This is a genomic window from Rhodopseudomonas sp. RCAM05734 (assembly GCF_052658035.1).
The window spans coordinates 4,165,069-4,178,562 of record NZ_CP199742.1 but is presented as its reverse complement, the minus strand read 5'-3'; the positions used below and the strand labels follow the sequence as shown (position 1 = coordinate 4,178,562).

General features: G+C 64.1%; 8 protein-coding genes and 2 pseudogenes. 6 read left to right on the top strand and 4 right to left on the bottom strand.

Annotated features, from left to right (window positions below; all coding sequences use genetic code 11):
• The first annotated feature begins 38 nt into the window (after positions 1-38).
• From ACUXVA_RS19690 to ACUXVA_RS19680, 3 genes are all read left to right on the top strand, one after another.
• The gene (locus tag ACUXVA_RS19690) at positions 39-614 is read left to right on the top strand and encodes a glutathione peroxidase (protein ID WP_445493315.1); all 576 of its coding nucleotides are present in this window, start codon (positions 39-41) and stop codon (positions 612-614) included.
• A 143-nt stretch (positions 615-757) separates the two neighbouring features.
• On the top strand, positions 758-1,693 hold the full coding sequence (locus ACUXVA_RS19685) for a polysaccharide deacetylase family protein (protein ID WP_265078801.1): 936 nt from the start codon (positions 758-760) through the stop codon (positions 1,691-1,693).
• An 18-nt stretch (positions 1,694-1,711) separates the two neighbouring features.
• A complete protein-coding gene (locus ACUXVA_RS19680; protein WP_445487633.1) occupies positions 1,712-2,269 on the top strand; it encodes a dihydrofolate reductase in 558 nt (185 codons plus the stop codon).
• Positions 2,270-2,282: 13 nt separating this feature from the next.
• On the opposite strand, the gene ACUXVA_RS19675 is transcribed toward ACUXVA_RS19680, so the two are convergent.
• The 3 genes from ACUXVA_RS19675 to aspS form a co-directional block, all read right to left on the bottom strand.
• The gene (locus ACUXVA_RS19675; protein WP_445487631.1) at positions 2,283-2,732 is read right to left on the bottom strand and encodes a DoxX family protein; all 450 of its coding nucleotides are present in this window, start codon (positions 2,730-2,732) and stop codon (positions 2,283-2,285) included.
• 105 nt (positions 2,733-2,837) lie between these two features.
• Positions 2,838-5,144: an NADP-dependent malic enzyme gene (locus tag ACUXVA_RS19670; protein ID WP_445487629.1), complete on the bottom strand. Its 2,307-nt coding sequence runs from the start codon at positions 5,142-5,144 to the stop codon at positions 2,838-2,840.
• A 53-nt stretch (positions 5,145-5,197) separates the two neighbouring features.
• Complete coding sequence (gene aspS, locus ACUXVA_RS19665; RefSeq protein WP_445487627.1) at positions 5,198-6,970, bottom strand: aspartate--tRNA ligase; 1,773 nt, start codon at positions 6,968-6,970, stop codon at positions 5,198-5,200.
• A gap of 488 nt (positions 6,971-7,458) precedes the next feature.
• Between aspS and ACUXVA_RS19660 the strand changes: the two are divergent.
• The 3 genes and pseudogenes from ACUXVA_RS19660 (at position 7,459) to rnd (ending at position 11,981) form a co-directional block, all read left to right on the top strand.
• Positions 7,459-9,139: pseudogene (locus ACUXVA_RS19660) on the top strand (methyl-accepting chemotaxis protein).
• Between the two features lie 102 nt (positions 9,140-9,241).
• Positions 9,242-10,721, top strand: a pseudogene (locus ACUXVA_RS19655) (protein adenylyltransferase SelO).
• Positions 10,722-10,832: 111 nt separating this feature from the next.
• Positions 10,833-11,981 (top strand): ribonuclease D, encoded by a 1,149-nt coding sequence (gene rnd / locus ACUXVA_RS19650; protein ID WP_265078807.1) that lies wholly within the window; start codon positions 10,833-10,835, stop codon positions 11,979-11,981.
• A 4-nt stretch (positions 11,982-11,985) separates the two neighbouring features.
• Here rnd and ppx read toward each other — a convergent pair whose 3' ends face one another.
• Positions 11,986-13,491, bottom strand: coding sequence for an exopolyphosphatase (gene ppx, locus ACUXVA_RS19645; protein ID WP_265078808.1), 1,506 nt, complete (start codon positions 13,489-13,491; stop codon positions 11,986-11,988).
• Positions 13,492-13,494: the final 3 nt, after the last annotated feature.

Here is a 13,494-nt window from a genome sequence, read left to right as displayed (position 1 = left end):
TATCCTGCGTCTTGGACCTTCCGGTTCGGGACTTGCAGATAATGGACCGAAGAAATTTTCTGACCGCCTTGCTGGCAGCCGGCGCCGCTCAGGGCATCGGCTGTCGCGCGCATGCGCAGGGCGAGATGAGTCGGGTCACGGCCTATGGCTTCTCCTTTCCGGCCCTTGCCGGCGGCGAGATCAGGCTGGCTGACTTCGCCCAGCGGCCGATCATGGTGGTCAATACCGCCTCGCTCTGCGGTTACACGCCGCAATATGCCGGGCTGCAGGAGCTGTGGACCGAATTCCGCGATCGCGGCCTGACGGTTATCGGCGTGCCCAGCAACGATTTCGGCAGCCAGGAGCCCGGGGGTGTCGCCGAGATTACCAATACCGCACAGGTTCACTACGGCGTCAGTTTTCCGATGGCTGCCAAGGCCGTCGTGAAAGGCGCGAATGCGCATCCGTTCTATAAGTGGGCGGCTGCTGCGCGTCCCCGCGACGTACCGCGCTGGAATTTTCACAAGTATCTGGTCGGCCGCGACGGCTATCTGGCGGATGCTTTCCTCGAGTCGATCGAGCCGACCGACACGCGGATCAAGACCGCCATCGCCCGCAATCTCTCCGAGAGCTAGCTTCGGCCCCATCTCGGCGGCTGGGGATAAAATCGCGACCGTGGCAGCGCAGCCGTAAATTGCGCTATGCTTGGACAACGGACCACATCGTTCATCGTACCGGACCGCGGTCCGGGACAGAACCGACGTTCAAGAGGCCACCGATGCGCATTGCTGCAGGTTTGATCTTCGCGGGCACCCTATCCGTGTTCGCAGCAAGCGCATGGGCGCAAACCCCGCCCAAGGCCGCCGGCGCGCCCGCCCCGGCAGCCGCTCCCGCAACGCCGGCACCCGTGCCGGCTGCGGCGAAGACGGCCTGTGCCAATCCCGACGCGCTCGGCGTGGGCCGGGTGGTGGAAATCGACACCACCGGCGGCCCGGGCTTCGGCTTCGAACATTTCAAGCAGCTCGACTTCCTCCGCGACAAGGAGGTTGTGCTGACCTTCGACGACGGCCCGTGGCAGAGCACGACGCCGACGGTCCTGAAGGCCCTGGCCGACGAATGCACCAAGGGCGTGTTCTTCCCGATCGGCAAGCACGCCACCTACTATCCGGATGTGCTGAAGGCAGTCGCCGCAGCCGGCCACACGGTGGGATCGCACACTTGGTCGCACGCCAATCTGAACGGCAAGAAGCTGACCGAACAGCAGCAGAAGGACGAGATCGAGAAGGGTCTCAGTGCGGTGAAGTGGGCGCTCGGCGCGTCGCCTGCCCCGTTCTTCCGTTTCCCGGCGCTGCAGCACCCGCCCGCCATGGTGACCTATCTTGGCACCCGTAACATCGCGATCTTCTCCTGCGACATCGACTCGTTCGATTTCAAGACCCGCAAGTCGGACCAGGTGATTTCCAATGTGATGACCAAGCTCGACAAGATGGGCAAGGGCATCATCCTGATGCACGATTTCCAGAAGCACACCGCCGAGGCACTACCCACCCTGCTCCGCAAGCTCAAGGCCGGCGGCTACAAGGTCGTGTTGATGAAGGCCAAGGCGCCCGCGCAGTCGATTGCGTCGTATGACGAGAGCATCGTCAAGGACGTCAAGCTGCCGACCGTCAGCACGCTGCCGCTCAACAGCGTCGTGAAAACGATCTCGGAATAGCGGCGCCCGGCCCAGTTGATGCCCGCACTTCGTTTCAACGGCTACGTCATCGTGTCCGCGGAGGGCATGCTGGCTGACGCGCATGGCGTGATGCCCGAGGCGCTGAAGTTTCCGGGCGACCTCCGCTTCTTCACAACGGCGCTCGATCAATCCGACCTGATCGTGCACGGCCGATACTCTTTCGAAGACCAGCCCAATTCGCCCAGGCGAAGGCGGATCGTTCTCAATCGCAGCGTGGCGGGCGTCGCAGCCGATCCGTCGAACGACAAGGCAACCTTGTGGAATCCGGCCGGCGCGTCGTTCGAGGAAGCCCGCGACCACACAGGCATCCGTGCCGGCACCATCGCGGTCATCGGCGGCCCCGTGGTGTTCGAGATGTTCTTCGATCGCTTCGACGTTTTCTGGCTGTCACAGGCGCCGCATGTGCAGCCGCCCGGCGGCAAACCTTGCTTTCCCGGCGTGCCCGAACGCACGCCGCAGGCCATCCTCGCAAGCCACGGCATGAAGGCGGGAGATATCCAAACACTCGACGTGGAGCACGACGTCACCGTGACAGCGTGGCGCCGGACCACGTAGAGCCAGCGCGACGCTAGCCTTCGGTGTAGACGCCGTCGCCCCGAGGCCCGCGCCCGATGCCGGCGATGATGAACAGCCCGCCGATCAGCGACAGGTTCTTCAGCGCGTGGATCATGTTGTTCTTGGCATCCGGACCGGTCTGGTTCCAGAAATCGTGAAAGTAGAACGTCGCGACCATCACGAACAACACCAGCAGCAATGCAAAGAAGCGCGCGCCAATGTTCAGCGCGATCAGCAATCCGCCGAGCAGCTCAACGGCGCCGGCGGCAATCGCCAGCATCTGCTTCATTTGCATTCCGGTCAGCGTCTGCAGCTGCTCCGTATAGGGAGTCAGCATTTCCGGAAACACGATCTTGCCGCCGATCGCGTCAGCGGTCGCGGCGAGATCGAACAGCTTGGACGCGCCGGAGGCAATGAACAGAACGGCGAACAGAACGCGTCCGAAAGTAATAAACGCTGGCATGGTCGCCCTCACTCGTGCGCAATGGATACGGATCGCATGGTCGGGCGATTATGAGCATTCCCCGCCGGTTTTCAAACGATCATGTCCTTGCGCTTCTGACCACGTTCACCCGAACAGGGTCGGCTGCGGACGGCTGGCACGCTCCTGCGCTTCAACGGCGGCGACAGCCGTCATGTTGAGGATACCGCGCGCGGTGACCGACGGCGTCAGGATATGCGCGGGCCGCGCCGGTCCCACCAGAATCGGACCAACCGGCAGCGCGTCCGCCAGCACCTTGATCATCTGGTAGGCGACATTGGCGGTGTCCAGGTTCGGCATGATCAGGACGTTGGCGACGCCCTCGAGCTTGGAGTGCGGCAGGATCAGCTTTCGCGCAGCTTCCGACAGCGCGGTGTCGCCCTGCATTTCGCCATCAGCCTCGATCTCGGGATGCTTCTGCGCCAGGATCTTGCTGGCGAGGCGCATCTTTCGCGAGGATTCGGTGTCGTAGCTGCCGAAATCCGAATGCGAGACGAAGGCGATCTTCGGCTTGATGTTGAAGCGCTGCACGTGGATCGCAGCCAGCGCCGCGACTTCAGCGAGTTCTTCCGCGCTCGGATTGGGCCGCACCTGGGTGTCGGCAATGAAATAGGCGCCCTTGCTGGTGATCATCAGCGCCAGCGCCGCGAAATCGCTGACCCCCGGCAGGAAGCCGATGATCTCGCGCACGTGGCGCAGATGGCTCATGTAGCGGCCTTCGACGCCGCAGATCATGGCATCGGCCTCGCCGCGCATCACCGACAGCGCCGCGATCACCGTCGCGTTGGTGCGCACCACCGTGCGCGCCGCATCGGGCGTCACGCCGTGGCGTCCGGCGATGTCGATGTAGGACTGCACGTAGGAGCGATAGCGCGGATCGTCCTCGGGATTGATGAGGTCGAAATCCTTGCCGGCGCGGATCGCAAGGCCGAAGCGCTTGATGCGGGCTTCCACGACCGAGGGACGGCCGACCAGGATCGGCCGCGCCAGCTTCTCCTCCAGCACGACCTGGGTCGCGCGCAGCACGCGTTCGTCTTCGCCTTCGGCATAGATCACGCGCACAGGCTGCGTCTTCGCCTTAGCGAACACCGGCTTCATCACCAAGCCCGAACGGAATGCAAAACGCTCGAGGCCGGCGAGATAGTCGTCGAAATTCGCGATCGGGCGGGTCGCCACGCCAGAGTCCATCGCCGCCTTCGCCACCGCCGGCGCAATGCGCAGGATCAGGCGCGGATCGAACGGGCTCGGGATCAGCGAGCCCGGACCAAAACCCTGTGTCTCGTTATCGAAGCCCTGGGCAACCGCGTCCGACGGCGGGTCGCGCGCCGGCTGCGCGATCGCGTCCACCGCCGCGATCTTCATGGCCTCGTTGATCGCGGTCGCCCCGACGTCGAGGGCGCCACGGAAGATGAAGGGGAAACACAGGACGTTGTTGACCTGGTTCGGGAAGTCCGAACGGCCGGTGCAGATCATGGCATCCGGCCGCGCCTTGCGCGCCTCGTCCGGCATGATCTCGGGATTGGGATTGGCCAGCGCCATCACCAGCGGCTTGTCCGCCATAGCCTTGACCATTTCCGGCTTCAGCACGTTCGGCGCGGACACGCCGAGGAAGATGTCGGCGCCCGGGATCACGTCGCCCAGCGTCCGCGCATCGGTCTTCTGCGCGTAGACCGCCTTCCAGCGATCCATCAGCGTGTTGCGGCCCTCATGCACGACGCCGTCGATGTCGCAGACCCAGATGTTCTTGAGCTGTGCACCGAGATGCACCAGCAGGTTGAGGCAGGCGATCGCCGCGGCACCCGCGCCGGAGCAGACGATCTTGCAGTCCTTGAGGTTCTTGCCGTTGAGCAGCAAGGCATTGGTGATCGCGGCGCTGACGATGATGGCGGTGCCATGCTGGTCGTCGTGAAACACCGGAATCTTCATGCGCTCCTTGAGCTGCGCCTCGATCTCAAAGCACTCCGGCCCCTTGATATCCTCGAGATTGATGCCACCGAAGGTCGGCTCCAGCGCCGCGACGGTCTCGACCACGCGCTCGATGGTGTCGGCGGCGATCTCGATGTCGAACACGTCGATGCCGGCGAACTTCTTGAACAGGACCGCCTTGCCTTCCATCACCGGCTTGGAAGCCAGCGGACCGATATTGCCGAGACCGAGGACGGCGGTGCCGTTCGACACGACGGCGACGAGATTGGCGCGCGAGGTCAGCGTGGCCGCTTCATTGGGATCGGCAGCAATCGCCAGACACGGAGCTGCCACGCCCGGCGAATAGGCCAGCGCCAGATCGCGCTGGTTGGCAAGCGGCTTGGTCGCCTGGATTTCAAGTTTGCCGGGACGCGGCAGGCGATGATAGGCCAGCGCCGCCTTTGCGAGATCTTCAGAAGAGGATGACATGAACGCTCCCGCGCAATCGAACTCGAATGTGTAGTTAAGGCCTACGGATCAGCTCAGGATTCCGGCAGATTGAGCCGGATATGCGCCTCTCGCAACTGCTTCGGTGTTGCCTCCGACGGAGCCCCCATCAGCAGGTCTTCAGCGCGCTGGTTCATCGGAAACAGCGAGATCTCGCGCAAATTGTTGGTGCCGCACAGCAGCATCACAATGCGGTCGACGCCGGCGGCCATGCCGCCATGCGGCGGCGCGCCGTACTGGAAGGCGCGGTACATGCCGCCGAAGCGCTCGATCACGGTGTCCTCGCCGTAGCCGGCGATCTCGAACGCTTTCACCATCGCCTCGGGCTTGTGGTTGCGAATGCCGCCGGAAGCGATTTCGAAGCCGTTGCAGGTGATGTCGTACTGGAACGCATTGATGGTCAGCGGGTCCTTGGTCAGCAACGCATCGAGGCCGCCCTGCGGCATCGAGAACGGGTTGTGCGAGAACTCGACCTTCTTCTCGTCCTCGTCGTATTCGTACATCGGGAAGTCGACGATCCAGGCCAGCGCAAAGCGCTCCTTGTCGATCAGGTTCAACTCTTCGCCCAAACGCGTACGTGCGAGGCCCGCGAACTTGTAGAATTTTGCGGGATCGCCCGCGACGAAGAATGCGGCGTCGCCGGCCTTCATGCCCAGGGCCACGCGGATCGCTTCGGTGCGCTCCGGGCCGATGTTGTTGGCGAGCGGGCCTGCGCCCTCATTGCCTTCGCGCCACATGATGTAACCCAGCCCCGGCTGGCCCTCGCCCTGCGCCCACGAGTTCATGCGGTCGCAGAACGCGCGGCTGCCGCCGGTCGGTCCGGGGATCGCCCAGACCTGATTCTTGGAATCTTCCAGCATCCGCGCGAACACCTTGAAGCCGGAGCCGCGGAAATGCTCGGAGACATCCTGCATCTCGAGCGGGTTGCGCAGGTCGGGCTTGTCCGAGCCGTACTTACGCAGGGACTCCGCGTACGGAATCTTCGGCCAGTCCTTGTTGACCGCTTTGCCCTTGGCGAACTCCTCGAAGATGCCGGTGATCACCGGCTGCACCGCGGCGAACACGTCTTCCTGCTCGACAAAGCTCATTTCGAGATCGAGCTGGTAGAACTCGCCGGGCAGACGGTCGGCGCGCGGATCCTCGTCGCGGAAACAGGGCGCGATCTGGAAGTAGCGGTCGAAGCCCGACATCATCAGCAGCCGCTTGTACTGCTGCGGCGCCTGCGGCAGCGCATAGAACTTGCCGGGATGGATGCGGCTGGGCACCAGGAAGTCGCGCGCGCCTTCGGGCGACGACGCCGTCAGGATCGGCGTCTGGAATTCGAAGAAGCCCTGCTCCTTCATCCGCTTGCGCATCGAGTCGACGATCGCGCCGCGGGTCATGATGTTCTGGTGCAGCTTCTCGCGGCGCAGGTCGAGGAAGCGGTACTTCAGGCGGATGTCTTCCGGATAGTCCTGGTCACCGAACACCGGCAGCGGCAATTCCAGCGACGCGCCGAGCACCTCGATCGACGAAATGTAGATCTCGACCGCACCGGTCGGCAGGTCCGGGTTTTCGGTGCCCTCGGGACGACGGCGCACCCGACCGTCGATCTTCACCACCCATTCCGAGCGCAGCAACTCGGCATCCTTGAACGCCGGCGATGCCGGGTCCGCAACGCACTGCGTCAGGCCGTAATGGTCGCGCAAGTCGATGAACAGCACGCCGCCATGGTCACGGATCCGGTGGCACCAGCCGGAAACGCGGACGGTCTGGTCGATATGGCTGTCGCGGAGCGCGCCGCAGGTGTGAGACCGGTAGCGATGCATGAAAATCCTGGAAGGGCGTCAGAGGGCGGAATCGTTCGCGGCTAGGCCGTGAAGCGCAGGGTTTACCCGACCGGACCCGGCGCGGCAACCGAGCGGAGGCCGTCAAAACGCAGGGAAGCCGGGCGAAAATCGCTCGGGTCGCCAAGGCCTCACGCATTCGGGACGCCGCACTGCAGCATTCCCTGTTCGACCAGCAACCCGGGAAGCCTTGGGGGGCTTTATAGCCAATGTTGCGTGGTTGCGGCTCCAAACCAAGGCACTCGAATCTACCGCACCGCGGTATTCTCACACCGCATCAAACACTTACGTCAATAATTCGATGGAAATTTACTAAACTTTGACCAACAGCCCCCACTGTATTTCCCATACTTGCTCGCCTTGGTGGCGCCTGTTTCGACCCGACCCGTTGCGGATATTGCGTACCGCATTGCCATCATCATCGCCCCTGCCGGCCGCGACAGCGTCCAGAACAGCTGAGGAATGCTTTCGTGCTCTCAAAATACTCGATCAGCGCCAAGCTGTTTGCGATCGTCTCCTTTCTGTTTCTGGTGATCGCCATCATCGGCGGCCTCGCCTTCTTCCAGATGCGCGCGATCAATGGCGCCACTCAGGAGATTCAAGCCCACTGGCTGCCCAGCGTGCGCTGGATCGGCGAAATGCGTGTTCAGTCGGCGCGCTACCGCGCCGTATTGCGCGATCACCTGATCGTCGCGGACGCCGACCGCCCGGATGTCGACAAGAATCTGAAGGCCCGCAAGGCCGACTTCGAAAAGGCCTACAAGGCCTATCACCCGCTTGTTTCATCGCCTGCGGAACGCGAGCTAGCCGATCTGCTCGACAAGCAGTGGGCGGCGTTCATCGGCGCGGCCGTGGAGGTGCAAGCCTTCGCCACCAAAGGCGATCTTGCCAAGGCAAAAGACATCAACGCCAAGCAGGTCGTCCAGGTCGGCCGCGCCATGGATGCCACGCTGGCGAAGCTGGTGGAGATCAACGACAAGGGCGCCGAAGCCTCCGGCGAAGCGGCCGAGGCAACCTATTCCGGCGCGCTTCGCATGATGGCCCTGCTCCTCGGCGCCGCCCTGTTGCTGGGATTGGGCGCGGCGTTCTATCTCGTTCGCGACATCGCACGCGGGATCGGATCGATCCTCACACCGATGGCTCAGTTGACGTCGGGCGAATTGTCGGCGGAAATCCCGCATCTGGGCGGCACCACCGAAATCGGCCGCATCGCCAGCGCCCTGCAAATCTTCAAGGACGCCTTGATCGCCAAGCAGGTCACCGATGAAATGGCCCACACAGATTCCGCACTGCAGACCGCGCGTGCCGATACCATCAGCAAGGCGACGCTCACATTCGAAGCCATGATCGGCGAATTGGTGGGCTCGCTGTCGTCCGCATCGTCGGAGCTAGAGGCTTCCGCAACAACGCTCACCAAGACCTCCGATGTCACCATGACGCTGTCCGGTTCGGCCGCCTCGGCGTCGCATCTGGTGTCGGAGAACATTCAGTCGGTGGCGGCGGCCACCGAGGAAATCACCTCGTCAGTCAATGAGATCGGCCGCCAGGTGCATGAGTCCAACCGGATCGCAACGGCCGCCGTGAGCCAGGCAGACAAGACCAACCAGAGCATTACAAAGCTGACCCAGGCAACGTCGCGAATCGACGATGTCGTCAAGCTGATCACCGCCGTGGCCGAGCAGACCAACCTGCTGGCACTCAACGCCACCATCGAGGCGGCGCGCGCTGGCGAGGCCGGCCGTGGCTTCGCCGTCGTCGCCGCCGAGGTCAAGGCGCTGGCATCGCAGACGGCCAAGGCAACCGACGATATCAGCGTCCAGATTGCCGACATGCAGTCGGCGAGTTCGGAAACCGTGACGATCATCAAGGAGATCAGCTCGACCATTTCGCTGATGTCGGAAGCGTCCTCAGCCATCGCAGCTGCGGGTTGAGGAACAGGGCGCAGCGACCCAGGAGATCGCGCGCAACGTCCAGCAGTCGGTCCATCTCAGCAATCAGGTCGCCAGCGAAGTCACCGAGGTCAATCGCGGGACCAGCGAGACCGGCTCGGCATCGAACCAGGTTTTGTCAGCGGCACAGTCGTTGTCGGTCCAAAGCAGCCGCCTGAGAACTGAGGTCGCCAAGTTCCTGCAGACCGTTCGCGCAGCTTAAGCCAGGCGGCGCCAGCGCCGCCTCCAGGGCTCTTCCGCATTTGTGCAGCCGGACCGCGTTCCGGATAGTTGCCTTATCGCGACCGCCGCCTATCTTGAACGGATGACAGTCCGCTTCCCGTTCGACAACAGCTACGCCACCCTGCCCGCCAATTTCTTCGCACGCGTGGCGCCGACACCGGTGGTGGCACCGCGGCTGATACAGACTGAATCGTCCGCTCGCCATCCAGCTCGGTCTCGATCCGGACGCGCTGCAAACGCCGGAAGGCGTCGAGGTCCTCGCCGGAATGCGCGTGCCTGACGGCGCCGATCCGCTGGCCATGGCCTATGCCGGCCACCAGTTCGGCAGCTTTGTGGCACAGCTTGGCGACGGCCGCGCCATCCTGCTCGGCGAGGTCATCGATCGCGACGGCATCCGTCGCGACATCCAGCTCAAGGGCTCCGGCCCCACACCGTTTTCCCGACGCGGTGACGGCCGCGCGGCGCTCGGCCCGGTGCTGCGCGAATATATCGTCAGCGAAGCGATGTTCGCGCTGGGCATCCCGACCACGCGGTCGCTTGCCGCTGTGGTCACCGGCGAAAGCGTGGCCCGCGAAACCATGCTGCCCGGCGGAGTCCTCACCCGGGTCGCGTCCAGTCACATCCGGGTCGGCACCTTCCAGTTTTTTGCTGCCCGCGAGGATACCGCGGGGCTACGGGCGCTCGCCGATCACGTCATTGCCCGGCATTATCCAGAGGTGGCTGGCACCGAGCAGCCCTATCGCGCCTTGCTGGGCGCCGTGGTCACCCGGCAGGCCGAGCTGGTGGCGCGCTGGCTGCTGGTCGGCTTCATCCACGGTGTCATGAACACCGACAATTGCTCGATTGCCGGCGAGACCATCGACTACGGCCCCTGCGCCTTCCTGGACGACTACGATCCCCGCACCGTCTTCAGCTCGATCGACTCCATGGGCCGCTACGCCTACGGCAACCAGCCGCGCATCGCGCTGTGGAATCTGACGCGCTTTGCCGAAACCCTGCTGCCGCTGCTGGACGACGACCAGAAGGCGGCCATTGCCGTCGCGCAGGCCGTGCTCGGTGAATTCACAGAGACCTTCGACACTGCCTATCAGGTTGGCCTGCGCCGGAAGCTTGGCCTGTTCACCGCGCGCGACGACGATCCCGCACTGGCGCAGGACCTGCTCACGGCCATGACCGAGAATCAGGCCGACTTCACCCTGACCTTCCGGCACCTCGGCGAGTCGGCACGCGACCCGGCCCACGACTCGGAGGTCCGGGCCCTGTTCACCGATCCCGCCGCCTTCGACGTCTGGGCCGCCAACTGGCGCGCCCGCCTTGCCGAAGAGCCGCAGGATGCGGAGGCCCGGCACAATGCCATGCAGGCGGTCAATCCGGCCTTCATCCCGCGCAACCATCGCATCGAGGCCGTGATCCAGGCCGCGGTGAACAATGACGATTTCGCGCCGTTTCAGGAGCTTCTGACCGTGCTGGCCCGCCCGTTCAACGACCAGCCGGCGCTGGCTGCCTATGCCGACCCGCCGCTCCCCGGCGAGCGGGTATCGGAGACCTTCTGCGGCACCTGACCGGCGCCGGCTCGGGTGACGGCCCCGCCCCCGTCATCAAAGTTGCCCGAACACCCTTGACTCAACAGCGGTTTCGGCCGAACGCCTTGGCAAAAGTGTTATGGACCGTTCATGGAACTGATTACCACCACCGCACAGCTCACCGCCGCCTGCGAACGGCTCGCCAAGCATCCCGTCATCACGGTCGATACGGAATTCCTGCGCGAAACCACCTATTATCCCTTGCTCTGCGTGGTGCAGATGGCCAGCGCCGAGGACGCGCTGGTGATCGACACCCTGGCCGACGGCATTGACCTCAAGCCCTTCTTCGACCTGATGTCGAACGAGAAGGTGCTGAAAGTATTCCACGCTGCCCGGCAGGATATTGAAATCGTCTGGCACCGCGCGGGCATCGTGCCGCACCCGATCTTCGACACCCAGGTCGCCGCCATGGTGCTGGGCTATGGCGATTCCATCGCCTACGACCAGCTGGTCGAGCGCATCACCGGTCACCGCCCGGACAAGACCCACCGTTTCACCGACTGGTCGCGCCGCCCGCTGACCGAAGAGCAGGTGCATTACGCCGTTTCCGACGTCACCCACCTGCGCGACGTGTTCGCCGCACTGGACGCCGACCTCAAGAAGCGCGGTCGCAGCGACTGGGTGAGCGAGGAGATGGAGGTCCTGACCTCGCCGAAGACCTACGACTTCCACCCCGAGCGTGCCTGGGAGCGCCTCAAGACTCGGGTGCGCAAGCCCAAGGAACTCGCGGTGTTGATGGAAGTCGCGGCCTGGCGCGAACAGGAAGCGCAGAGCCGCGACGTGCCGCGCTCGCGCGTGTTGAAGGACGACGCCGTCGGCGACATCGCCACCCACGCCCCTACCACACTGGAAAAGCTCGCCAGCCTGCGTTCCCTGCCGAAGGGTTTTGATCGCTCAAAATGGGGCTCCGATATTGTCGCCGCCGTGCAGCGCGGCGTCGCGCGCGATCCGTCGACACTGCCGAAGATCGAGAAGCCGCGCGGCAACACCAATGGCGCGGCCATCGTCGAATTGCTGAAAGTGCTGCTGCGCATGACCTCCGAGCGTCACGCCGTGGCCAGCAAGGTGATTGCCACCGTCGACGATCTCGAGCAGATCGCCAACGACGACAACGCCGACGTCGGCGCGCTGCGCGGCTGGCGCCGCGAGATGTTCGGCGAAGCGGCCCTTGCCCTGAAGCAGGGCCGGCTGGCGCTGGCGATCGAAAAAGGCCGCGTCGTCAGGGTCGACCGGAGTTAATCCATCAGCGCCGGATGATCGACCCGGCCCGCCCGACCAGCCGCGCCAGTTGCTTGAAGCGGCTGCCGACGCGATCGGCGACGAGATCGACGATGCGATGCTCGAACACCAGCATCATTTTGCGCTCTTTCGAGGTGAAGTGGATCGCGGGCAGCACGCCGGGCCGCGCCGCGGAAATCAGATGCGCCACGCGAAACGCCGCGCCGAGAATGCGCGCGCGCTCGATCTGTGCCGGCGTCACCAGAGCGCGAACCTGCAAAGGCGGCTCGTTCTGCTCGCTGAGCCCCGCATAGCGGTAGAATACCGACAGCGCGAGGAACGCGCGCCCCTGATGGTCGATGGAGCCGAAATTGCCGTTGGTGATCAGACTTAATGCCTGCTCGCCGCGGTGATCCGGATGCGCGCGCCAGCCAGTGTCCGACAACAAGCACGCGACATGGCGCAACCGCTTGTCTTCCGGCGTTTCCTTGAGGCGCGCGACCCTGACGAAGCGATCGGTCCAGCTTTTCAATTCCTCGGCATGCCGCGCCGACCGTGACAGCAGCACGTTCATAGCCTGCGCAGCGCAGACCAGCCCGTCCTGCACACGTTGGGCGGGGGGCAACATTTCGTAGAGCAGGCCCTCGCGCACGCCATAGGTGGAAAACACGATGGTCTTCGGCTGCGCCGTCAGAATCAGATGTTCGAGCACCAGCGCCGCATAGACCAGCAGCGGCTGCCGGGCTTCGGCGATGGATTCGAGATTGGCGAGCATGTTGGCGGTCGCCAGCCGGCGCACGCGCCGCACAAAACTGAGCGCATCCGCTGCCGGTATGGAATAGCCGTGCATCACCTTCAGCGAGTATCCGCTCTGGATGATGTGCAATCGCGCCAGCGCGCGCCAGGTGCCGCCGACCGCATAGAAATTGCGCCCGCGAGCGGCTGTCAGCTGCGTGACGCCGATCAGCGCAGACTTGACGATCTTCTCGGCACGTTTCGGCGACTTCTGCGAGGCGTCCTGCAGCGCCAGGCTGCCGAGCGGCAGCGTGATGCCGGTTCGTACGGCATTGCCTTTCACATCGATCAGTTCGAGCGATCCGCCGCCGAGGTCGCCGACGATACCGTTCGGCTTGTGGATGCCCGAGATCACACCCAGCGCCGACAGCTTCGCCTCGCGCGGACCGGAAATGATCTGGATCTCACAGCCGCAGATCTTCTCCGCCGCGACGATGAAGTCGGGCCCGTTCTTGGCATCGCGCGCTGCGGCGGTGGCGATGGCATAGACACGCCCCACCTTCATGACCTTGCAGAGTGCGCGAAACCGGCGCAGCGCCGTCAATGCCTTGCCGACCGCATCGGCGGCCAGCAGACCCGTGGTCTGCACTTCACGGCCGAGGCCGCACAGTGCCTTTTCGTTGAACAGCGTAACCAGGCTTCGGGTCAGCGATTCATAGACGACGAGTCGCACCGAGTTGGAGCCAATGTCGATCACCGCGACACTGGCTTCGCGTTTGCGTGCGCGGATTGTCACCGA

Coding starts and splice junctions, on each gene's coding strand:
- ACUXVA_RS19670 (WP_445487629.1), bottom strand. CDS start 5,144: ATGTCATCCTCTTCTGAAGATCTCGCAAAGGCGGCGCTGGCCTATCAT.
- ACUXVA_RS19680 (WP_445487633.1), top strand. CDS start 1,712: ATGCCCGCACTTCGTTTCAACGGCTACGTCATCGTGTCCGCGGAGGGC.
- rnd (WP_265078807.1), top strand. CDS start 10,833: ATGGAACTGATTACCACCACCGCACAGCTCACCGCCGCCTGCGAACGG.
- ACUXVA_RS19685 (WP_265078801.1), top strand. CDS start 758: ATGCGCATTGCTGCAGGTTTGATCTTCGCGGGCACCCTATCCGTGTTC.
- ACUXVA_RS19675 (WP_445487631.1), bottom strand. CDS start 2,732: ATGCCAGCGTTTATTACTTTCGGACGCGTTCTGTTCGCCGTTCTGTTC.
- aspS (WP_445487627.1), bottom strand. CDS start 6,970: ATGCATCGCTACCGGTCTCACACCTGCGGCGCGCTCCGCGACAGCCAT.